A 21,687-nucleotide genomic window follows, 5' to 3' on the forward strand; every position below is an offset into this window, starting at 1 on the left:
ACTTGTGGTGTCGGAGATAAAACCTAGCCGTCGGTGACCTCGGACGCCCACGGAGGGTCCGCCCCCGGCCGCGAAACGGTGATCGCGGCGGCGCGTACGGCGAACTCCGCGGCCCGTCGCCACGCGTCGTCGTCCAGGCCGCGCAGCGCGTCCGGACCGTCCACGCCGTGCCCGGTGAGGTGGTGCAGCATCGCGCCGTGCACCGTGTCGCCGGCGCCGATGGTGTCGGCGACCTCGACCGTCACCCCGTCCACCGACACCTCGCCGCCCGCGGTGACCACCGTGATGCCGTCACCGCCGCGGGTGATCACCACGGCGGTGACGCCCGCCGCCAGCCAGTCCGCCGGCGTCGTTCCCGACGGGCCCTCCGCCAGCCACGCCGCGTCCTCCACGGACACCTTGAGCACGTCCACCGACGGCAACCACCCGCGGAACCGCAGCCGATAGCCGTCGCCGTCGGTCATCGCGGCCGGTCGGATGTTGGGGTCGAGCATGGTCACGACACCGTCGTCGTGCAGGCGGGCGAGCAGCGCGGCGTAGACCGACGCGCCGGGCTCGTAGAGCAGCGACAACGTCCCGAACGACGCGGCGGTCACCGACTCGGGAATCGTCGCGGGGTCCTCGACCAGGCGGTCCGCCGTCCCCTCGGCGTAGAACGAGTACTCCGCCGAGCCGTCCGCGCTCAGCGTCGTCAACGCCAGCGTCGTGAGCTCCGGGCCGCGTTGCAGCACGTCCAGGCCGACGTGCGACGCCTCGAGCCAGGCGACGAGGTCCCGCCCGAACGGGTCGGTGGAGATGCGCGAGAGGAATTGCACGTCGGACCCGAGGCGGCCGAGGGCGACCGCGACGTTGAACGGTCCGCCGCCGAGCCGCGGCGCGAGCGTCGGGCCGCCGTCCTGCGGCACCAGGTCGACCAAGGCCTCGCCGCACACCAGGATCGTCACGACGCGCTCCCTGCTCCGTCGGTCGCGACGCCCAGTCCCCACGCGCCCGTCCACGTCTCCCCCGGTGTCAGGACGACGAGGTCGACGCCGGAGTTCAGGGCGTCCGGCGGGCACGTCATGGGCTCGATCGCGAGCGCCCGGCCGCGATCCGGATACGCCTGATCGTGCGCGGGGTCGGCCGTGAAGACCTGCACCCACGGGAACCGTGCGTCGGTCCACACGACCGTGGCCGGGCCGTCGGGCGGCGTGAGGTACTGGCGCGACCTCCCGTCGGCGTCCGGCACCAGCGCGCTGAACGGGGTGTCGAGCCACACGCCCGCGAGGCGCCGCGGCGTGGCGAAGTCGGCGTCGGTGCCGGCGACGGGGACCGGGCCGCCGGCCGGCAGGTTCCGCTCCGGATCGAGCGGCAACCGCACCCCGGCCGACAGGTGCAGCGTGCACTCGTCGAGCGGCGCGTCCCCGGCCCGGGCGAAGGCATGGACGCCGAGGCCGAACGGCGCCTCGGTGTCGCCGAGGTTGGTCGCGGTGTGCGTGACGGTCAGCCCGTCGTCGGCCAGCGCGTGGCGGACGGTCAGGCGCAGCGGGAACGGCCATCCCGGCTCACCGCCCACCTCGATGGCGTGCGTGACGGACGAGTCGGTGCGGTCGACGACGTCCCAGTCCCGGCGGCGGACCAGACCGTGACTGGCGTTGTTCCGCGCCGCCTCGGTGATCTCGAGACGGTGCGTCGTACCGCCGAAAGCGAACTCGCCGTCGCGCGTGCGGTTGGGCCACGGCGCGAGGACCAGACCGGCCGACAGCGGTGGCTTCTCCCCGGCGGGCCAGGTCTCCGTCAACGCCCGCCCCGACCGCTCGAGCAAGCGCAATCCCGCTCCCCGCCGCGCGACGTCGGCGCGGTACTCGCCGTGGGCCAACGCGGTGGTCGCGTCCTCCGGTGCCATGGCAGCACGCTACCGCGATCGCTACAGTCGACGTGGTGTCCACTGCTCTTCCCGCTTCCGGTCCGGTCGAGTCCCCGGCCGTGACCCCGCGGTGGTTCGACCGCACCGTCGTCGACATCGTCGTCGTCGTGGCCGCGCTGGTCGTCTTCAACCTCACCGCCCACTTCGCTCCCACCCCCGTCGCGGTCGCGGCCGTGCCGGTGGGTGCGCTCCTGCTCGTCGCCTTCGCCCGCGCCCGCGGGGTCCAGTGGGCCGATCTCGGACTGCGCAATCTCGGCCGGGGTGCCCGACACGGCGCCGCCGCTGCAGCCGTCACGCTGGCCGTCGTCGCGATCGCGGCCTCGATACCCCTCACGCAGAGCGCGTTCCTCAACGAGCGCTACGGCGTCAACGTGGGGGCCACCCTCGTGGCCGCCCTCGTCATCATCCCCCTGCAGACCGTCATTCCCGAGGAGCTCGCGTTCCGCGGTGTCCTCCACGCGAAACTGTCCCGCCGCTTCGGTTTTCGCGGTGTGGCGATCATCGGATCCCTGCTGTTCGGACTGTGGCACGTCGCGTCGTCGCTCGGCCTGACGGTGGGCAACGACGGGTTCTCGGCCGTACTCGGCACCGGGCTGTTCGGCCAGATCGTCGGCGTCTGCGGCGCCGTCGCCGGCACCACGATCGCCGGTTTCGTCTTCACCTGGCTGCGCCATCGCGGGCGCAGCGTGCTCGCCCCCATCGGTCTGCACTGGGCGCTCAACGGCGCCGGCGCGCTCGCGGCGCTCACCGTGTGGCAGATGACCCACTGACGTCCGTTCCGGACAGATCCAGTCCGTCCGCGAGGTCCTCGACGAGTCGCTCGAGGTAGCGGTCGGTGTCCGCCGTGACACCCACCAGATGGCCGAACCGGTCGAACGACACGGCACCGAAGACGGTGATCCACGCACTCAGCGTGCGCTCGACCAGGTCGTCGTCCAGCACCGCCGCGCTCGCCTCGCCGATGGTCTCGCGCACGAAGGCGCGCACGGGTTCGTACAGATCGGTGCGCGCGCCGGACCCGTCCCGTGGCCGAGCCAGCCGGTCGTTCACGACGATGCGCACCAGAACCGCGGTGGGCCGCGTCGCCGGACCGACGGTGTCCCGTGGGGCGGAGTAGCCGGGGACGGGTGAGCCGTAGAGCAGGGCGTACTCGTGCGGGTGCGCGGCCGACCAGTCCCGGATGGCCGCGCACGCCGCTCGCCACCGAGTTCGCGGCGACTCCTCGGGGCGATCCGCGGCCTCGACGGCGGCACCCAGCTCGTCGTAGCACGCGACGATCAACGCCGTGAGCAGGTCGTCCCGGCTGGCCACGTAGCGATACACCGCCGACGAGACCTTGCCGATGTCCCGCGCCACCGCCCGCAGCGAGAGGGCCGCCGGACCCACCTCGGCCAGCTGCCGCCTCGCCGACGCCAGGATCTCGGCGGTCAGCTCGTCGCGGGCTCTCTCCCGTGTCGTGGTCATGGACCGACCCTAACCGAGAGCAGTGCTCTTGACATTCGAGAGCAGTGCTCTCATTCTGGGGTCGAGAGCAGTGCTCTCCATTTCCCGAACAGGAGCTCACCATGTCCGATCGTCACGTCGTCGTCGGGGCCGGTCCCGTCGGCACCCACCTCGCCCGTCTGCTCGTCGCGCGCGGCTCCGAGGTGGTCCTCGTCAGCCGCCGCGGGGTCGGCGTTCCCGGCGCCACCGCTGCCGCCCTCGACGCCGCCGACACCGACGGGCTCACCGCCCTCACCGACGGCGCCGTCGCGCTGTACAACTGCGTCAACCCCGCCGACTACACGCAGTGGCGCGCCGTGTGGCCACCGATCGCCCGGTCGCTACGGACGGTCGCCGAACGCACCGGCGCCGTCCTCGCCGTCACCGGGTGCCTCTACCCCTACGGGCCGGTGCCCGGCGGCGTCATGCGCGAAGACATGCCCGATGCCGCCACCGACGCCAAAGGCGTTCTGCGCGCGCAGATGTGGGCCGAGCTTGCCGACGCGCACCGGGCCGGCACCCTGCGCGCCGTCGAGGTACGCGCGTCCGACTACGTCGGCACCGGCGTCGGCGCCAACGGCCACGTGACCCGCGTCCTGCCCGCCGCCCGCGCCGGCCGGACGGCATGGGTGATCGACGCCGCCGACGTTCCGCACTCCTTCACCGACGTCCTCGACGAGGCCCGCGCCCTGGTCGCCGTCGTCGACGACCCGTCGACCTGGGGACAGGTGTGGCACGCGCCCACCAACCCGCCCGTGACGCTGCGACGCGCGATCGGCGACGTTCTCGATGCGGCCGGGATCCCGCCGGTGCCGGTGCGCGTGATTCCGCGCGTCGTCACGCGGGCCGGTGAGCTCGTCGTCCCGATGATGCGCGAGCTGAACGAGCTGTCCTACCAGCGCACGAGGCACTACGAGATCGACTCGACCCGGTCGCAGGAGAAGCTCGGCCTCGCGCCGACGCCGTGGGAGCAGGTGTGCCGCCGGACGGGCCTGTGAGTCAGGCCGCCGCGCCCACCCGGTACTTCACGAACGCCGGGATGGCGAACGCCGCCACCGTCACGCCCACGATCACCAGCACGCCGCCGCCCGCCGCCGCGGCCGCCGTCCCCACCAGGAACGCGGCCGCGCCGTGCAGGACGTCGCCCACCCGAGGCCCGCCGGCGACCACCACGATGAAGACGCCCTGGAGCCGACCGCGCATGTCGTCGGTGGCCACGGACTGCAGCATCGAGCTGCGGAACGCCGCGGAGATCATGTCCGCGCCGCCGCCGAGGGCGAGAAATCCCAGCGCCGCGTACAGCGCCCACCCCCGCTCCCCGACCGTGGCCAGCGCGATCGACACACCGAACCCGATCATCGCGACGCCCCACACGACGATGCAGGCGATCACCGCGACGCCCTGGCGTCGTACTCGCGGGAGCCAGCCCGAGAACACGCCGCCCAGCACCGCACCCGCCGACAGCGACGCGAACAGCAGGCCGAGCACCAGACCACCTTCCGCGGGATCGCCGAAGGTCTCGGTGGCCACCTCCGGGAACAGCGCCCGCGGCATGCCGAAGACCATCGCGACGATGTCGACGACGAACGACGCCAACAGCACCTTCTGCGTGGCCAGATACGCGAAGCCCGCGATCACCTCGCGCACACCAGCACGTCGGACGTCGCCGGTGGGCGGGATGGGCGGCAGCCGCAGCACCGCCCACAGCGTCACCGCCAGGGCGACGGTGTCGATCAGGTACAGCGTCGGCAGGCCGAACGCGGGGATGAGTGCACCCGCCAGCATCGGACCCGCGATCGCGCCGAAGTTGAACACGGTCATGTTCAGCGAGTTCGCGGCGGGCAGATCCTTCGCGTCGATCAGGCGCGGGATGATCGCGCTGCGCGTGGGCTGGTTGACCGCGAAGAATCCCTGTTGGACGCCGAGGAGGATCAGGACGACCCAGACGTTGTTCGTCCCCAGATGCGCCTGCAACCAGAGCAGGAACGAGGTGGTGCCGACGCCGATCGTGGTGATGGCGAGGAGCGTGCGGCGGTCCATCACGTCGGCGAGCGCGCCGCCCCACAGACCGAAGACGATCAGCGGCACCAACGCGAACGCGCCCGCCAGCCCCACGTACGCCGAGCTGGAGGTGATCTGAAAGATCTGCTGCGGCACCGCGACCACCGACAACTGTGCCCCGATGACGGTGACCACGCCCGACGCCCACAGGCGTCGGAAATCCCGGTTCTTCAGCGGGGTGGTGTCGGCGAGAACGCGACTCACGGCTGCAGGCGGACCACGGCGCCGTCCTGCGGCGTGACCCGCAACCGGTTGTGCAGCCTGTTGTTCCGTCCCTGCCAGAACTCCACCGTCTCGGCTGCGATCAGGTAGCCGCCCCAGTGCGGCGGCACCGGGACCTCGCCGCCCTCGAACCGCCGCGCCACCTCGGCGAGCTGCCGTTCCAGCTCCACCCGTGAGGCGATGGGCCGCGACTGCTCCGACGCCCACGCCCCCAGCTGCGACCCCCGCGGGCGGGTCGCCCAGTACGCCGCCGTCTCCTGCTCCGACACCCGCGTCACCGGGCCGCGCACGGTGACCTGCCGCTGGATCCCGATCCACGGGAACGTCGCCGACGCGACGGGACGACCCGCGAGGTGACCACCCTTCTCCGAGGTGTGGTTGGTGTAGAAGACGATGCCGTCGTCACGCATCTCCTTGCACAGAACCGTCCGCGTGGCGGGCCGCCCCTCCCCGTCCACCGTGCCGAGCACGATCGCGTTCGGCTCCGGCAGCCGCGCGTCGATCGCCTGCTGCAACCACGATCGCGCGAGCGCGAGCCACCCGCCGGCCAGATCCGCCTCGGTGACATCGGCGTCGCCGCCGTAGGCGACCCGCATGTCGGCGAGGTCGACGCGCTGGGATTCGTCGTTCACTCGTCGGAAGGTACTCCCGGCGTCCGACACGCGAAGCGCAGCACTAGGGTGCGATTCATCGGGCCTGTCCGCCGGCCCCACGCACGAATCGAGGTCTTGCGATGGCACCGACGTTGCCCGAGAACTTCTCCCCCGGTCTCGAAGGCGTCGTCGCCTTCACCACCGACATCGCCGAGCCCGACAAGGACGGCGGCGCACTGCGCTACCGCGGCGTCGACATCGAGGACCTCGTGGCCCGCGGCGTGACGTTCGGCAACGTGTGGGCGCTGCTGGTCGACGGCCGATTCGGCCCCGGACTGCCGCCCGCCGAGCCGTTCCCGCTGCCCATCCACACCGGCGACGTCCGCGTCGACGTCCAGGCGGGACTCGCGATGCTGGCCCCCATCTGGGGGTACCAGCCGCTGCTCGACATCGACGACGACACCGCCCGCGAGAACCTCGCCCGCGCCTCCGTCATGGCCCTGTCCTACGTCGCGCAGTCCGCCCGCGGCATCTACCAACCCGCCGTTCCCCAGTCGCGAATCGACCAGTGCGCCACCGTCACCGAACGGTTCATGACCCGATGGAAAGGCGACCCGGACCCCGCCCACACCGAAGCCGTCGACGCCTACTGGGTCTCCGCCGCCGAGCACGGCCTCAACGCATCCACCTTCACCGCGCGCGTGATCGCCTCGACGGGCGCCGACGTCGCCGCGTCGCTGTCCGGCGCCATCGGCGCCATGTCCGGACCCCTGCACGGCGGTGCGCCGGCCCGTGTGCTGCCGATGATCGAGGAGGTCGAGCGCACCGACGACCCCCGCGGGCTGGTCAAGGGCATCCTCGACCGCAAGGAGAAGCTCATGGGCTTCGGGCACCGGGTCTACCGCGCCGAGGACCCCCGTGCCCGCGTCCTGCGCGCCACGGCGCAGCGACTGAACGCTCCGCGCTTCGAGGTGGCCGCCGCGCTGGAGCAAGCTGCCCTCGCCGAGCTGCGCGAGCGGCGCCCGGACCGCGCCATCGAGACCAACGTCGAGTTCTGGGCGGCGGTGATCCTCGACTTCGCCGAGGTGCCGGCGCACATGATGCCCGCCATGTTCACCTGCGGCCGGACCGCCGGCTGGTGCGCGCACATCCTCGAGCAGAAGCGGCTGGGGCGGTTGGTGCGGCCCGCCGCCGTCTACACCGGGCCCGAGCCCCGCTCCCCCGAGTCCGTGGAGGGGTGGGCCACCATCGCGTAGGTCGGGCGGCTCCCCGGTTGTGGTGCGGCGCCCCGGATCGGGGGCGCCCGATCGGAATCGGGGCGCCGTTCACCGAGTCCGAGGGTCCGGCAACGCGGCCGCGAGCTCGAAAGCACGACGGATACGCTCGGCCAGGGCGTGCGGCGCCGCCAGATCCGCCAACACCCAGCGGACGACCACCCAGCCGTGAGAGCGGAGGAGGTCTTCCCGGCGCTTCTCCTCGAACAGCACCCGCTTCGGCGTACTCCCCGTCGGTACCAGCTCCGAGTACTTCACGAAACCGTCGAACTCCCCGATGACGCCCACGTCCCAGAGGAAGTCCGGTCGAGCGAGGAAGCGGCCCGACTCGTCGTACAGCGCCACCTGCAGCCGCGGTGGCGGGAACCCCATCGCATGCAGCATGACCCGACTGCGCGACTCACCGACGCTGCCGCTCAGTCCGTCGAGGAACCTCACGGCCCGAGTTGCCGCCCGCCGCCCCGCGCGAGAGCCGACCGCCACCGCGTCGTGCACCTCGGCAGCCGTCACCGCGCCCGATCGCACTGCGGAGTCGCCGACGCAGACGGCCGCTTCGAACGACAAAGTCCGACCGAGATCCGCCACGGTGCGTGCGACGGTCGTGACCGGGAGGCCGTCGACCGTCGTCACGTGGTCGCCGGGCAGGGACGCAGCATGTAGGTGCCGGCGCGTGGTGCGCTTGCCTCCGCGCGGACGGTCGACGGTCGTGTGCACCAGCGTGAGGTCGGGGTTCCACAGACCGAGACGGTGCACGACCGCCGCGGACTGATGACTGACCACCGAGCGATCGCCCGTCACGGCGGCCCGGATGTCGTCGAGGTGCCTCTGCTCCGGAGACATCCCCTCCCGACGAGCGGCGTCCGCGTAGACACCGGGCCGAAGGCGGACCAGGGTGCCGTCGCCGACCGCGCGCCTGATGCCGTCGTCGGTGGTCCCCAGCGCCAATAGTTCCCGGCGCGTCCACAGCTCGCCGTCCCGTGTTCCCATGTACTCAGCCTGAGCCGCCGCGGTCGCGCGGCGGGCTCGCCCGAACCGACCTGTGGAGCGGCTCCCCGGTTGTGGACCGGCGAACCCGATCGGAGGCGCCGGAACGAAACAGGGGTGCCGTTCACCCGACCGGGGGGCGGACCGCACCGGGGCGCGGGACCTGCACCGACTACCCTGAGGGCGCCGGTACCGCCACGACCATAAGGACTCATCGACACATGGCCGACAACCTGACCATTCCTGCCGACCTCAAGCCCGGTGACGGACGCTTCGGGTGCGGCCCGTCGAAGGTTCGTCCGGAGCAGTTGCAGTCCCTGGTGGACGCGGGGGCGTCGGTGTTCGGCACCAGCCACCGCCAGAAGCCGGTCAAGGACGTGGTGGGACGCGTGCGGGACGGCCTGCGCGAGCTGTTCGCCCTGCCCGACGGGTACGAGGTGGTGCTGGGCAACGGCGGCACGACGGCGTTCTGGGATGCGGCCGCGTTCGGCCTGATCCGCGAGAAGTCGCTGCACCTGAGCAACGGTGAGTTCAGCAGCAAGTTCGCGTCGGTGGCGAAGGCCAACCCGTTCGTCGGCGACCCGATCGTGGTGACCGCGGAGCCGGGCAGCGCGCCCGAGCCGACGTCGGACCCGTCGGTGGACCTCATCGGCTGGGCCCACAACGAGACGTCGACGGGTGTGGCCATTCCGGTCTCGCGTCCGGCCGGGTCGGAGAACGCGCTGATCGCGATCGACGCGACGTCGGGAGCGGGCGGTCTGCCCGTGAACGTCGCGGACTCGGACGTCTACTACTTCGCGCCGCAGAAGAACTTCGCCGCCGACGGCGGTCTGTGGGTCGCGCTGATGAGCCCGGCCGCGCTTCAGCGCGTCGAGGAGATCGCCGCGAGCAAGCGCTGGGTGCCGGACTTCCTGTCGCTGCCCATCGCGATCGACAACAGCACCAAGAACCAGACGTACAACACCCCCGCGGTCGCGACCCTGCTGCTGTTCGCCGACCAGATCGAGTGGCTGAACGGCAAGGGCGGCCTGGACTGGGCCGTGCAGCGCACCGCAGATTCGTCGTCGCGCCTGTACGACTGGGCGGAGAAGTCGGAATACGCGACGCCGTTCGTCACCGACCCGGCGCACCGCTCGCAGGTGGTCGGCACCATCGACTTCGACGAGAAGGTCGACGCCGCCGCGGTCGCGAAGACGTTGCGCGCCAACGGCATCGTCGACACCGAGCCGTACCGCAAGCTGGGCCGCAACCAGCTGCGCGTGGGCATGTTCCCGGCGGTGGAGCCGGACGACGTCAGCGCCCTGACGGCCTGCATCGATCACGTGGTCTCCCACCTGTCCTGACGGGTCTGCGTGTCCCCCCGGCGGATGCATCGAGGTGCATTACAGTCGGGGGGAGGTGCAGTGCGAGGGCCCGAGCCGAAGGAGTGATCGTGCGAGAGATCCACGTGATCGGCCTGGCGTCCGACGGCAAGTTCATCGTGTGCGCCGATTCCTCCGGCGAGAAGTTCCGTCTCCCGGCCGACGAGAAGTTGCGTGCTGCCGCTCGCGGTGACGCCGCGCGACTCGGACAGATCGAGATCGAGATGGACTCTCTCATGCGACCGCGCGAGATCCAGGCGCGTATCCGATCCGGCGCCTCCATCGAGCAGGTGGCCAAGGAATCCGGCATGCCGGCCTCGAAGATCGAGCGCTACGCGCACCCCGTGCTGCTCGAACGGTCCCGTGCAGCCGAACTGGCGCAGCAGGGCCATCCGGTGCGCCCCGACGGCCCGGCGGTGATGACCCTCCTCGAGATCGTGACGCAGGCCTTCCGGGGCCGCGGCCACACCATGGAGTCCGCCGAGTGGGACGCCTGGCGGGACGAGGACGGGCACTGGATCGCCCAACTGACCTGGCCCGCAGGGCGTCACACCAACACCGCGCACTGGCGGTTTCAGCCCGACGCGCACGGCGGAAGCGTCACCCCGCTCGACGACGCCGCCTCCGAGCTCGTCGACCCCGATTTCGGTCGGCAGCTGCGCGGCCTCGCGCCGGTCGCGGCGGTGCAGGACGCGCCGTCGCAGCAGACTTTGGACGATTACTACGGCGTCGACTCCGACAGCGACCGGGAGGACGCAGCCGTCCTGGACGCCGCGGCGGCCCCCTCCCCGAGCGAGGACGCGTCCGCCGGCGCGGAGACGGCGGACGACTCCGCCGAGGACGCATCCGACCGCGATCCTCGCCCCAAGCCCGCACCCGCGCACCCCGCCGCGAAGGACAAACGGGGCAAGCCGTCGATGCCGTCGTGGGAAGATGTGTTGCTGGGAGTCCGCAGCAACGGTCGCTGACGCGCCGAGACATCCGGACGACGAGGAAGGGGCGCCCGGTGGGGGTGGGTACAGCAGCGTTGTGGTTCGTCGATGCGGTGGATCCGAGTGCGATCCTGCGGCCGGGAGTCCGGTCGAGTCACGACGCCGCGGCGGCCGTCGCGCGACGCCTGCATCCCGGCCTCGAACCGGACCTGGTCGGCATGGCGCCGCTCACGGCGTTCGGGGTGGCGTCCGAGCCGGATCGGGTCCTGGTCGGGTGCTTTCCGGGAGTGACCGTGGTGTGCGCGGCGGAACCCGCCGCGGTGCGCCCGTCGACGGTGTCCGAGACGTGGCGCACGCTCTCCCCCGCCCGCACGGTGTACCTGGTGGCCTCCGAGCGCGAGCACGCCTGGGGTGCGTTCGCGCAATGGACCGACGGCACGCTGCGCCGGTCGTTCAGCGCGGGCCCGACGTACATCTTCGAGGACGAGGGCCTGCCGCAGCCATGGGAGCGTCCGTTCTGGTCCGGCGAGCACCCGCTGCGCTTCGACGGCGACTACCCGGATCCGCAGGCGCTGCCGTTCCACCCGCAGGAGTTCGCCGATGCGGCGGGCGCGCAGTGGCTCGGCGTCCGCATGATCGGTGGCGCGCAGGACGGCGACGTCGATCCGACGTCGGTTCTGTTGTGCGACTTCGTGATGCGTGATCCGGCCGCGCGGCCCGCACCGAACTCGGCGCCCGCGTCGTCGGGAACGCAGTCGACCACGGACGACCAGCCCCGCAAGCGCGGGCTGTTCCGACGGCTGGTGGGCTGATCTACCCCGTCCGCACGCGCTCGTAGAACGCCATCGCCGCGGCGGTCGCGACGTTGAGCGAATCGGTTCCCGGCGCCATGGGAATGCGGGCTCGAATGTCCGTGGCGCGCATGGCATGTTCGGTCAGGCCGGGTCCCTCCGCGCCGAGGAGGAGTGCCACCTTCTCGCCCGTCATCGCCTCCGCCAGCGGCACGGCCTCCGGGTTCGGCGTCAACGAGATCAACTGGAATCCGGCGTCACGCACCTGCCCCAGACCGCGCGGCCAGTCCGGCACGGTGGCGAACGGCACCCGCAGCACGTGGCCCATCGACACGCGAACGGACCTGCGATACAACGGATCAGCCGTCGCACCTCCGAACAGGACGGCGTCGGCGCCGAGACCCGCGGCGTTCCGGAACATCGACCCGAGGTTCTCGTGGTCGTTGACTCCCTCGAGCACGGCGACCGTCCGCGCCCCGTCGAGCACGGCGGCCAGCTCCAGCGGCGGCGGGCGGTGCGCCGCGGCGAGCACGCCCCGATTCAAGTGGAAGCCGACGGCCTCGGCCATGATCTCGGCGGTGGTCCGGTAGAACGGCACGTCGACCCCGTCGAGGTCCTCCGCCAACTCGGTCAGCCGCCGGTCCACCCCGAGCAGCGAGATCGGCTCGAAGCGGGACGCGAGGAGTCGCTGCACCACCAGCACCCCCTCGGCGATGACCAGGCCCTTGCCGCCGGGCAGATCCGGCCGGCGGTCCGAGGAGTTGAGATCCCGGAAGTCGTCGAGGCGGGGATCGGCGGGCGAGGTGATGTCGACGACGTGGACCACGCAGGTGATTCTCCCACCGGACGATCCACCCGACGCACGCGCCCGATAGTGTTCCGTCTCGATGACTACCGACGACACGATCACCCTCCGCCTGGCCACCGAGGACGACTGGGACGCCATCGCGCTGCTCGATGCGCACGCCTTCGGCGAGCACCAGAACAGCGAGGACATGGCGGAGACCAAGCTCCTCACCGCGTCGTCGGAGATCTTCCTCGCCTGCGACGGCGATCTGCCGGTGGGCGTCACCATGCACTTCCCCATGGACGTCACGGTTCCGGGCGGCACCACGCTGCCCGCGACGGGCGTGTCCTGGGTGTCGGTCGCGCCCACGCACCGTCGTCGCGGCATCCTGCGCCGGATGTTCACCGCGCAGCACGAGCGGTTCGAGGAGGCCGGCAAGCCGCTGTCGGTCCTCACCGCCAGCGAGGCCACCATCTACGAGCGGTTCGGCTACGGCCCGGCGACGCAGGGGGTCACGTACACGATCGACCGCCGGTTCGCCGCGTTCCGCCCGGACCTCCCGCCGCCCGTCGGCGCGCGTCTGGTGACCAGCGAGCAGGCCCGCGAGCTGCTCCCGGACATCCACCGGCGGTGGCAGCAGCGCACCCCCGGCGCCCAGCCGATGCCGCAGACCCGGTGGCAGCGCTTCTTCGCGGACCGGAAGAACGCCCGCGGCGGCTTCTCGAAGCTGTTCTTCGTCGTCCATCCCGACGGCTACGTGGCGTTCCGTCGCGGGTACCGGGTGGGGACGGCGGGAGCGCAGGACGCGCGCATCGTCGATTTCCGGGCCGTGACCGACGAGGCCCGGTCGGCGCTGTGGCAGGTGCTGTGCGGCATCGACCTGGTGGAGACGTTCGAGGTGACCCTGCCGGTCGGCGATCCGCTGCTGACCCTGCTCACCGATCGGCGGGTGCCGCAGGTCCAGTCGGTGAAGGACGGCCTCTGGGTTCGCCTCATGGACGTGCCGGCGGCCCTGTCCGCGCGGACGTACGCGGTGGACACCGATCTCACGGTGGCGGTGGAGGATCCGTTCCTGAACGCGGGCGGGGTGTTCCGATTGGTCGTGCGCGACGGTCACGCCGACGTGGTGCGGACCGACCGTGAACCGGACATCACCGTGTCCTCGTCGGTCCTGGGCAGCCTCTACCTCGGGGCGCATCGCGCGCGGCAGTTCGCCGCCGCGAACCGAGTGCAGGCCACCAGCGAGCGGGCGCTGCACGAGTTCGATCTGACGTTCGGCACGCCCCGTCAGCCGGAGATCGGCTGGTTCTTCTGATCCGGTACGGCCACTCCAGCCGAGTCCGCTGACGTCGCGCGCGGCCCGCGGGTGACGACGACGGCCGCCACGGTTCCGGCGACGACGGAGACGATGCCGCCGAGGACCAGCGGTGCGCGCGGGTCGAGGACGTCCGCGGCCCAACCGAGGATGAGACTGCCGATCGGGGTGCCGCCGAGGAAGCACAGCATGTAGATGCCCATGACCCGCCCCCGCATGTCCGACGGGACGGTGGCCTGCAGGATGTTCATGGCCACGGTGGAGAACGTGAGCTGGACCAACCCGGCCGGAATCAGCAGGACCGCCACCGCCCAGAACGCGGGAGCCAACCCCGCCGCCGTCTCGAAGACCCCGAACACGATCGCGGACGTGACGAACAGCCGCAGCCCGGGCGTGCCGCGTCGCCGGGCGGCGAGGGTGGCGCCGATGAGCGTGCCGACGGCGAGCACCGTCGAGAGCAGCCCGTAGGCGTCGGCGCCGCGGCCGAAGGTGTTACGCGTGATCACCGACAGCGCGAGGGGGAAATTGATGCCGAAGGTCGACACGACGGACACGGTCGCGAGCACCACACAGAGATCGCGCCGGCTCGCGACGTAGCGGAACCCTTCGCGCACCTGCCCGGACTGTCGGGGCGCGCGGTCGACGCGGAAGAGTTCGTCGGTCCGCATCGCCGCCAGACCGGCGAAGACGGCGGCGAAGGACACCGCGTTGGCCAGGAAGACCCACCCGGTGCCGACGGCGGTGATGGCGACGCCGGCGATGGCGGGACCGACTATGCGGGCGAGATTGAACGTCATCGAGTTCAGACCGATGGCGTTCGGCAGTCGGTCCGGTCCGACCATCTCGATGGTGAACGACTGCCGCACCGGGGCGTCGACGGCGGACGAGCATCCGAGCAGCAGGGCCAGCACGTAGACGTGCCAGAGTTCGACGACGCCGCCGACGTCGAGCAGGCCCAGCACCAGACCGAACACGGCGGCGGTGGCCTGGGTGCCCATGAGCAGCCGACGCTTGTCGTAGCGGTCGGCCAGCACGCCGCCCCACACGGAGAGCACCAGGGTGGGGCCGAACTGCAGTGCCATCACGATGCCGACGGCGACGGCGTTGCCGTCGGACAGCGTCAGGACCAACCAGTCCTGGGCGATGCGCTGCATCCATGTCCCGACGAGCGAGACGATCTGTCCCGACGCCCACAGGCGGTAGTTCCGGGTGTGCAACGCGTCGAAGAGCGACGGGCGATCGGTGGTCCCCGACGATCCCCGCCGAAGCCGGAGTCGAGGAGATCGTTGCACTCCCTAAATATTACTCCGACTCGTTGACGATGGCCGACATGATGTCGACCGTCCGTCGCACCGCCGCGAGCTGCTCGGCGTCGAGTCCGCGCAGTTGCTCGGTGAGCCACGCCTCGCGCGCGTTGACCTCGTCCTCGATGACCTGCCGACCGGCATCGGACAGGGACACGATGATCTGCCGACCGTCGGTGGGATGCGGAATGCGGTCGACCAGCCCCAGCTCCCCCAGCGAGGCCACCACCCGCGTCATCGACGGCGGCTGCACCCGTTCCTTCGCCGCGAGCGTGCCGGGCGTCATCGCCCCTTCCCGCGCGAGCGTGGCGAGCGCGGACAGCTGCGTCAGGGTCACCTGACTGGTGCGACGGCCCCGCAGGTGACGCGTCAGGCGCACCACGGCCAGGGAGAGGTCGCCGGCCAGTTGGCGCAGTTCCTGAGGCATCGCAACAGAATAGCGGGACGACTCAGGCCAGGGCGTCACGGATCGGGCCGACGGCGAAGTACAGCGCGAACAGGACGGCGACGATCGCCATCAGCGGGTGCACCGAGCGGATCTTCCCGCGCCCGATCGCCAGCACCACCCAGGTGACGAAGCCGACGCCGATGCCGTTGGCGATGGAGTACGTGAACGGCATGACGACGATCGTGAGGAACGCGGGCAGCGCGATGTGGAACTTCGAGAAGTCGATGTCGGCGACCTGGCCGATCATCAGCGCGCCCACCACGACCAGCGCGGGCGCGGCCGCCTCGATCGGCACCACCGAGTAGAGCGGGGTGAGGAACATCGCCGCCAGGAAGAGCACGCCGGTGATTACGTTGGCCAGTCCCGTGCGCGCCCCCTCCGCGATGCCCGACGCCGACTCGACGAAGACCGTGTTCGACGACGCCGACCCCGCGCCGCCCGCGACGGCGCCGACACCCTCGACGACGAGGGCCTTGCCGACGCCCGGCAGCGTGCCGTCCTTGTCGGTCAGCCCCGCTTCCTTGCCGAGTCCGGTCATCGTCCCCATGGCGTCGAAGAAGTTGGCGAGCACCAGCGTGAACACCAGCAGGCTGGCGGCCAGCACCCCGATGCGCGTGAACGCGCCGAGCAGGTCGACGTCGCCGACCAGCGACAGATCCGGCAGATCGATCACCACGTCCGGCAGCTGCGGCACGCTGAGGTTCCATCCCTTGGGGTTGACCCCCGCCGACGCGCCGGTGTCGGTGACGGCCTCGACGATCGCGGCGACGACGGTGGTGACGACGATGCCGATCAGCAGACCGCCCCGCACCCTGCGCGCCACCAGGATTCCCATGAGCAGCAGTCCGAAGACGAACGTCACCGTCGGCCACGACGCGATGGACCCGTCGATACCGAGCCCCACCGGCACGGTGGTCCCGGCGGCGTCGGGAATGCGGCGGACGAAGCCCGCGTCGACCAGACCGATGAGGGCGATGAAGGCGCCGATGCCGGCGGCGATGGCCGCTTTGAGTTCGCGGGGAATCGCCTCGAAGACCGCCGTACGGAACCCGGTGAGGGCCAGGATCACGATGATGATGCCGTCGATCACCACCAGGCCCATCGCCTCCGGCCACGTCACCTGCGGCGCGATGGTGACGGCCAGCAAGGTGTTGATGCCCAGACCGGCGGCGATGGCGAACGGGTAATTGGCGACGACGCCGAACAGGATGCTCATGACGCCGGCGACCAACGCCGTCACCGCTGCGACCTGCGGCACCGGAAGAATGTTGCCCAGAACGTCGGTCTTCGCCGCGGCGTCGTCGGCGGAGAAGCTGCCGAGGATCAGCGGATTGAGCACCACGATGTAGGCCATGGCCACGAACGTGACGACGCCACCGCGGATCTCCGCCGAGAGCGACGATCCTCGATCGGTGATCTTGAAATACGAATCGACGAAGGAGGTCGCTCGAGACATGGAGAGCAGAGTAGGGCACGAGTAGCGTTGCCGCCGTGTCGGTACCAGGTGACGGCCTCACTCCTCCGCCCGCGATGCCCGCCCGGTGGACGGACCCGGCGCCGGTGATCGGTGGGGGCACCGTGGCCTTCGCCGCCGCGGCCGTCGCGGCCACCGTCGCCGAGTGGTCGATCGCGCCCACCGCGTGGGCGGGAACGGCGTTGGGCGCGCTGGGTTTCGGGCTGTTCGCTCTGCAGCGCCGGGCGGCTCGCCACGGCCGTCGGACCGCGCAGAAGGGGCTCGTTCCCCCGCCGGTGTGACCGGCCTCATGTGATCGGCGGCACGGCGAAATGCCCTCTGACGTGCGCAAACTCACCCCTGTGCGCCTTGAGTAACCTGCCGGAAACATCGAGAATGGTTATGTCAGTTCGGGAACCGGACAGGCACCGTCACACACGAAATCAACCATGAGGTCAGCAGAAGTGAAGTACATCGACACGTTCCTCAACCGCCGCCGCCACGTTCGCGCGCTCCGCGATCTCTACGCGCGCGCCAATTCCGTCGGCAGCCCCTCGATGCGGGACGAGCTCCTCGTCATCGCACAGCGCCGCTGACGCTCTGTGTCACTGCGTCGCTGACGCCCTATGTCACAGCGCCGCTGAGCGACGCACGAAGGGCGAGAGTCCCCCACAGCGCCCCGAGCGCCCACCCGGCCAGCACGTCCGTGCACCAGTGGGCGCCGAGGTAGAGGCGCGAGAATCCGATGAGCAGCGTTGCCGCCGTGAGAACGGCGGCCGCTGCTCTTCCTCGTTTCCGGGCCCGGTCACCGGGTGACCCGACCGACCGGCGACCGAGAAGACCGCGACCGATCAGCACGATCGCGACCGCGGCCACCATCGCCGACATCATCGCGTGCCCGGACGGGAACGACCAGGTCGACAGGTCCACGAGACGTTCCGGAGTCGGAGGCCGAGTCCGGCGCACCGCGTACTTGATCCCGTTCATCAGGCCCCAGCCGAGCAGCATCACCGCCAGGGTGGCCAGAGCCGCCCGGCGATCCCCCCGCCGCCACACGATCGCCGCGAGGATCATAGTGAGGACGGCGACGCCCACGGTGTTGCCGACCGTGGTGACGACGGTCATCACGTCGGTCACCCACGGCGTGCGGTGGTCGACCATCCACGTCAGGACCGCCGTGTCGAGTTCGTTCGTGCCGTCGATCATCGAATCCTCGCCAGGTGCACCGTGCCGTCGGGGTCGACCCAGTAGGGCACCCGCCGCTCCCCGATGCCCGACGCGGTGACCACCAGGTCGTCGTGGACGACGACGTCGGCCGGCAGGGTGACGGCGGTCGACGCCCGAGTCGCGGCGGCTGCGTACGCCGCCAGCATCGGATCGTCGGCCACGGCGACGACGTCACCGGCATCGCGGACCGTCACCGTCAGCGAGTCCGTGGTGTCGACGTCGAGCAGGTCCGCCACCGCGTCCGGATGCGCACCGCCGGGAACGGCGCGGTCGGGCGGAACCACCGCGATCCAGGCCGGCCCGCCGAGCACCGTCACATCGTCGGCGGACACCACCCGGCCGGCGAGAGTGCGGACCTCGGCCGGGGGATCGACGTCCCGCACGTCGACGCGGCCGGCCGCGACGTCCTCGCCCAGCGCCGCGTACGTCGCGAGGACGACGCCGGGACGCACCGCACGATCAGGGTCGGCGAGTCGTGCGAGCAGGGCGCGCGCGGTGGCGGCGTCGTCGACGCGGTCGTGGGCCCACAGCGCGGGGACGGCGGTGGCGCGCACCGCGGGAGCGACGTCGAGGACACCCGCGAAGACGTCGTCGTCGGGTCGGCGAAGCAATCCGAGTGGTGTGCCGTCGATCTCGGCGTGGCGCCGGAGCCACCACGCGGTGTACCCGTTCCGGTCCGTGAGCAGCGGCGCGAGAGTCGAGTCGCCCACCATGAGGTCGAGCGCGGCACCCCACCGGTCGGGATCGACCCACTCGAGGTCGCGGACGGCCCGCACGTCCGCGGGCTCGCCGTCGACGGAGTCCCACCAGGCGTCCTCGTCGTCGAGGTCGTGGTCGGGGCCCAGCGGCGCATCGTCGACGACGGTGCCGAAGGTGGTCCCGACGCCCACCACCCGGAGGGCGTGCGCGCCGTATCGCTCCACCAGGCTCGGCTCGACCACGCCGAACGGATGGTCGTCGCTCAGCACCGCCAGGACGGGCGCGTCGGCCAGCAGCAGCTCGTCCGCCGCGCGGTCCTCGCCCGCCGCGTCGCGCAGCGGGAGTTCCCCGAGCCCGGCGACGACGGTGTGCTCGGGCACCAGACTCGCGACGGCGAGCACCTCGTCCACCAGGGCGTCGGGAACCCCGTCCGGGTCGACGAGCCGCTCGGCGAGAACGGGGTCCGCGAGCAGATCCACCGCCCGCGCGGGGGTCGCGCCCAGGCGTCGCAACAGGGGATGCACGGCGTCGGGGTGGGCCACCCGCGCCCAGCTCACCGCCCCCACCCGTTCCTCGGCGACGACGACGGTGCGGGGGCCGGTGACGGTCCGGCCGTCGGTGAGCGGCACGGGCATCGCCGCGCACTCGGCGACCTCGCTGCCGGGCAGCAGCGCGTCGACCGCGGCGTACACCGAGCGCCACCACGCGGGCACACGGTTCAGTCCGGACAGTGCGTCGACCACCTCCGCGGGGCGCAGGACGCGGACCCCGACACGCGCGAGCGTGCGCGCGGCATCGCCGTCCGACACGGCGGGGTCGACGAGGCCGGGAATCACGTCGGCGAGCAACGCGGCGAGCTCGTCGGTCAGGCGGTCGACGACGGTGGCCGCGCCGGGCCGATACGCCCGACCGTCGACACCCGGGACCCAGGCGGTCTCCGCGAGCTCGGCCGCGAGGGCCTCGCGAAGGGCCCCGTCGACGACCGACGCGGGCACCCCCGGTCGGGGGACGGCGAGGGGACGCTCCGCCGGCGGCAGGTCCGCCACCAACGCGCCGTACCCGTCCGCGAGCGGTCTCGGATCGACGCCGGGGAGGATCCGGCGACGATCGGGCTGCATCGCCACGTCCGCGACGACGACGGCGGGCAATGTCGTCGTCTCGTCGGAGCGGGTCGGTGCGCGCAGCACGTCGGTCTCGACCGGACGGACAGCGCCGTTCGTACTCACGGGCAGGTACCAGGTGGCGTGCGGGGCGGCGCCGCGAAGGTAGGACCGCTCCCCCACCGTGACCGTGGTCCAGGCGCCCGGTCCGTCGGTCTCGACGCGGCGAGTCTCGCGTTCCCCGACGGTGATTCGACCGATGGCCGGCAGTTCGAGGAGCAAGTCGGGCGCCTCCGCGGACGCGGCGTCCAGGACCGCCTCGGCGTCGGCGACGTCATGAAGGACGATCTCGGTGTCCCACCCCGAGTCCGGTGCCGCGTCGCTCGGCCAGGGCAGGCGGAACATCGGCACGTCGAGACCGCGTGCAGCGAGGACGGACTGGTCGATCCCGTTCTCCTGCAGCGTGTCTCGCGTGGCATCGGCATCGAAGACGACGGACCCGGCGCGCGAGCGAACCTCCACCCGAGCGGTCAGGGCGCGCACGGCGGTGAACCCGACGCCGTATCGCCCGACGTCGCCGCCGCCCTTGTCGGACGCGCGCAGGGCCGACAGCGCCCGCACACCCGAGACGGTCAGCGGCGCACCGACGTTCGCGCAGTACAGGGTCGAGCCCACGAGTCGCAGCGCCACCCGGCCGGGGGCGTCCGCGCGACGGGCGGCGTCGGCCGCGTTCTGGACGAGCTCGGTGACGGCGCGGTCGCGATAGCCGCCGACCACCAGATCGTGCTCGGCCGCCGCGTCCTCGATCAGCCGGGTCGGCGACGACGCCCAGGCGTCCAGCACGGCGCGACGCAGCGCGGCCGTACCGAACGGGTCGGTCACTCCGCGGGGGTACCGGCGTCGGACGGGGCGTCGGACTCGGCAGCGGCAGGCTCGGCAGCGGCAGGCGCGGCCTCGGCGGGCGCGCTCTGCGGGCGGGCCTCCACCTCGAGCGCGCCGTCGTCGTACGCCTCGAACGCGGGAGAGCCTGCGCCCGTGGGCATCTCGGTGTCCGAGTGCGCGCCGCAGCCGTACTCGGCATGCACCACCCGACCGTCGGCGGCGAGCTCGTTGCCGCACACCCCGAACGCCGCGCTCAGCGAACCCTGCAGCAGCAGGAAGAACCCGCACGTCCCGCAGTGGGCGGGGGCCGATCGAGCCATCGCCGCCTCGGGGCCGAACTCGCTCTCGGCCCACCGCTCGGCGGTCTCCAGCCGACCTTCGCGGCTCATCACCTGCGGCCGGCCCAACCCCAGCTCGAGGGCGACGTCGTCGACCGCCGGATCACCCGTCGCGCGATAGCCCGGCACCAACCGGACGTCGTCGTGCCGCGGCGGCAGCAGATCACCCGGGGACAGGTCACCCGGGCGAATGCGCTCGTCCCACGGCACCCATCCGGGGGCCACCAGGGCGTCGGGACCGGGCAGCAGCGCGAGCTCGCTGACCGTGACCGCCTCGGCCTCCGCGGGGGCGGCGACGACGACGGCCCACTGCCACCCGCCGTACCCGGGCAGGTCGGCGGCGAAGCGGTGGATGGCGGCGGCGTCGTCGACGGCCTCCACGCCGAGGTGCGCTCCCACGGGGCCCTCGCCGGCATCGACCGCGGCGGCGCGCGCCACGTCGACCGCGTCGGCGAGCAGCGGGCGGATCTCGGTCACGGACGGAGCAGTCACGTCGACCATTTTGCAGCATCGCTGCTTGGATGGACC

At 71.8% G+C, this 21,687-nt stretch carries 22 protein-coding genes; 9 read left to right on the forward strand and 13 right to left on the reverse strand.

Going from position 1 to position 21,687, the window contains the following annotated elements; translation table 11 throughout:
- Nucleotides 1-23: 23 nt before the first annotated feature.
- Nucleotides 24-944, reverse strand: coding sequence for a carbohydrate kinase family protein (locus BMZ18_RS13315; protein WP_068366322.1), 921 nt, complete (start codon nt 942-944; stop codon nt 24-26).
- Nucleotides 941-1,885, reverse strand: a complete 945-nt coding sequence (locus BMZ18_RS13320; RefSeq protein ID WP_068366325.1) for an aldose 1-epimerase family protein — start codon at nt 1,883-1,885, stop codon at nt 941-943. The genes BMZ18_RS13315 and BMZ18_RS13320 overlap by 4 nt, the downstream gene beginning before the upstream one ends.
- 80 nt (nt 1,886-1,965) lie before the next feature.
- Here BMZ18_RS13320 and BMZ18_RS13325 point away from each other — a divergent pair, with 80 nt between their 5' ends.
- Nucleotides 1,966-2,676 (forward strand): CPBP family intramembrane glutamic endopeptidase, encoded by a 711-nt coding sequence (locus BMZ18_RS13325; protein ID WP_074922254.1) that lies wholly within the window; start codon nt 1,966-1,968, stop codon nt 2,674-2,676.
- Here BMZ18_RS13325 and BMZ18_RS13330 read toward each other — a convergent pair.
- Complete coding sequence (locus BMZ18_RS13330) at nt 2,651-3,370, reverse strand: TetR/AcrR family transcriptional regulator (protein ID WP_068366328.1); 720 nt, start codon at nt 3,368-3,370, stop codon at nt 2,651-2,653. The two genes, BMZ18_RS13325 and BMZ18_RS13330, sit on opposite strands and share 26 nt — an antisense overlap.
- 101 nt (nt 3,371-3,471) lie before the next feature.
- Here BMZ18_RS13330 and BMZ18_RS13335 point away from each other — a divergent pair, with 101 nt between their 5' ends.
- Nucleotides 3,472-4,386, forward strand: coding sequence for an NAD-dependent epimerase/dehydratase family protein (locus BMZ18_RS13335; protein ID WP_068366331.1), 915 nt, complete (start codon nt 3,472-3,474; stop codon nt 4,384-4,386).
- Nucleotide 4,387: 1 nt separating this feature from the next.
- Here BMZ18_RS13335 and BMZ18_RS13340 read toward each other — a convergent pair whose 3' ends face one another.
- The gene (locus BMZ18_RS13340; protein ID WP_068366334.1) at nt 4,388-5,653 is read right to left on the reverse strand and encodes an MFS transporter; all 1,266 of its coding nucleotides are present in this window, start codon (nt 5,651-5,653) and stop codon (nt 4,388-4,390) included.
- Nucleotides 5,650-6,267 (reverse strand): pyridoxamine 5'-phosphate oxidase, encoded by a 618-nt coding sequence (pdxH, locus tag BMZ18_RS13345; protein ID WP_068366367.1) that lies wholly within the window; start codon nt 6,265-6,267, stop codon nt 5,650-5,652. Before pdxH ends, BMZ18_RS13340 begins: the two co-directional genes overlap by 4 nt.
- A 137-nt stretch (nt 6,268-6,404) precedes the next feature.
- Here pdxH and BMZ18_RS13350 point away from each other — a divergent pair, with 137 nt between their 5' ends.
- Nucleotides 6,405-7,520, forward strand: coding sequence for a citrate synthase 2 (locus BMZ18_RS13350; protein WP_068102888.1), 1,116 nt, complete (start codon nt 6,405-6,407; stop codon nt 7,518-7,520).
- 69 nt (nt 7,521-7,589) lie between these two features.
- On the opposite strand, the gene BMZ18_RS13355 is transcribed toward BMZ18_RS13350, so the two are convergent.
- Nucleotides 7,590-8,525 carry a type IV toxin-antitoxin system AbiEi family antitoxin domain-containing protein gene (locus BMZ18_RS13355; RefSeq protein WP_074922246.1) on the reverse strand — a complete coding sequence of 312 codons (936 nt, stop codon included), beginning with the start codon at nt 8,523-8,525 and terminating at the stop codon, nt 7,590-7,592.
- Nucleotides 8,526-8,743: 218 nt separating this feature from the next.
- Here BMZ18_RS13355 and serC point away from each other — a divergent pair, with 218 nt between their 5' ends.
- From serC to BMZ18_RS13370, 3 genes are all read left to right on the forward strand, one after another.
- Entirely contained in the window at nt 8,744-9,865 is a 1,122-nt protein-coding gene (gene serC / locus BMZ18_RS13360) for a phosphoserine transaminase (protein ID WP_068102890.1), read from the forward strand.
- An 89-nt stretch (nt 9,866-9,954) separates the two neighbouring features.
- The gene (gene sepH, locus BMZ18_RS13365) at nt 9,955-10,851 is read left to right on the forward strand and encodes a septation protein SepH (protein ID WP_068106235.1); all 897 of its coding nucleotides are present in this window, start codon (nt 9,955-9,957) and stop codon (nt 10,849-10,851) included.
- A gap of 38 nt (nt 10,852-10,889) precedes the next feature.
- On the forward strand, nt 10,890-11,627 hold the full coding sequence (locus BMZ18_RS13370) for a DUF6928 family protein (RefSeq protein WP_069972956.1): 738 nt from the start codon (nt 10,890-10,892) through the stop codon (nt 11,625-11,627).
- Nucleotide 11,628: 1 nt separating this feature from the next.
- Here the strand turns inward: BMZ18_RS13370 and BMZ18_RS13375 are convergent, their stop codons facing one another.
- On the reverse strand, nt 11,629-12,432 hold the full coding sequence (locus tag BMZ18_RS13375; RefSeq protein ID WP_068102894.1) for a TrmH family RNA methyltransferase: 804 nt from the start codon (nt 12,430-12,432) through the stop codon (nt 11,629-11,631).
- Nucleotides 12,433-12,493: 61 nt separating this feature from the next.
- On the opposite strand from BMZ18_RS13375, the gene BMZ18_RS13380 reads away from it, so the two are divergent.
- Nucleotides 12,494-13,708 carry a GNAT family N-acetyltransferase gene (locus BMZ18_RS13380; RefSeq protein WP_068366347.1) on the forward strand — a complete coding sequence of 405 codons (1,215 nt, stop codon included), beginning with the start codon at nt 12,494-12,496 and terminating at the stop codon, nt 13,706-13,708.
- On the opposite strand, the gene BMZ18_RS13385 is transcribed toward BMZ18_RS13380, so the two are convergent.
- The 3 genes from BMZ18_RS13385 to BMZ18_RS13395 all read right to left on the reverse strand — a co-directional run bounded on the left by BMZ18_RS13385 (nt 13,681) and on the right by BMZ18_RS13395 (nt 16,916).
- On the reverse strand, nt 13,681-14,925 hold the full coding sequence (locus BMZ18_RS13385) for an MFS transporter (RefSeq protein WP_244516536.1): 1,245 nt from the start codon (nt 14,923-14,925) through the stop codon (nt 13,681-13,683). The genes BMZ18_RS13380 and BMZ18_RS13385 overlap by 28 nt on opposite strands.
- 85 nt (nt 14,926-15,010) lie before the next feature.
- Entirely contained in the window at nt 15,011-15,439 is a 429-nt protein-coding gene (locus tag BMZ18_RS13390) for a MarR family winged helix-turn-helix transcriptional regulator (RefSeq protein WP_068102897.1), read from the reverse strand.
- A gap of 22 nt (nt 15,440-15,461) precedes the next feature.
- On the reverse strand, nt 15,462-16,916 hold the full coding sequence (locus BMZ18_RS13395) for an NCS2 family permease (protein ID WP_068366350.1): 1,455 nt from the start codon (nt 16,914-16,916) through the stop codon (nt 15,462-15,464).
- Nucleotides 16,917-16,951: 35 nt separating this feature from the next.
- Between BMZ18_RS13395 and BMZ18_RS13400 the strand changes: the two genes are divergently transcribed.
- Nucleotides 16,952-17,215 (forward strand): DUF2530 domain-containing protein, encoded by a 264-nt coding sequence (locus BMZ18_RS13400; protein ID WP_244516530.1) that lies wholly within the window; start codon nt 16,952-16,954, stop codon nt 17,213-17,215.
- 147 nt (nt 17,216-17,362) lie between these two features.
- Nucleotides 17,363-17,509, forward strand: a complete 147-nt coding sequence (locus BMZ18_RS19770) for a hypothetical protein (protein ID WP_156511664.1) — start codon at nt 17,363-17,365, stop codon at nt 17,507-17,509.
- A gap of 28 nt (nt 17,510-17,537) precedes the next feature.
- Here BMZ18_RS19770 and BMZ18_RS13405 read toward each other — a convergent pair whose 3' ends face one another.
- From BMZ18_RS13405 to BMZ18_RS13415, 3 genes are read right to left on the reverse strand one after another with little or no spacing between them, the layout of a single operon-like run.
- Nucleotides 17,538-18,119 carry a phosphatase PAP2 family protein gene (locus BMZ18_RS13405; protein WP_068366357.1) on the reverse strand — a complete coding sequence of 194 codons (582 nt, stop codon included), beginning with the start codon at nt 18,117-18,119 and terminating at the stop codon, nt 17,538-17,540.
- Nucleotides 18,116-20,821, reverse strand: coding sequence for a sacsin N-terminal ATP-binding-like domain-containing protein (locus tag BMZ18_RS13410; protein ID WP_068366360.1), 2,706 nt, complete (start codon nt 20,819-20,821; stop codon nt 18,116-18,118). Before BMZ18_RS13410 ends, BMZ18_RS13405 begins: the two co-directional genes overlap by 4 nt.
- Entirely contained in the window at nt 20,818-21,660 is an 843-nt protein-coding gene (locus BMZ18_RS13415) for a DUF3027 domain-containing protein (RefSeq protein WP_068366362.1), read from the reverse strand. Before BMZ18_RS13415 ends, BMZ18_RS13410 begins: the two co-directional genes overlap by 4 nt.
- Between the last annotated feature and the right edge of the window lie 27 nt (nt 21,661-21,687).

Origin of the sequence: Rhodococcoides kroppenstedtii (assembly GCF_900111805.1) — a bacterium.
In the GTDB taxonomy this organism is placed as follows: domain Bacteria; phylum Actinomycetota; class Actinomycetes; order Mycobacteriales; family Mycobacteriaceae; genus Rhodococcoides; species Rhodococcoides kroppenstedtii.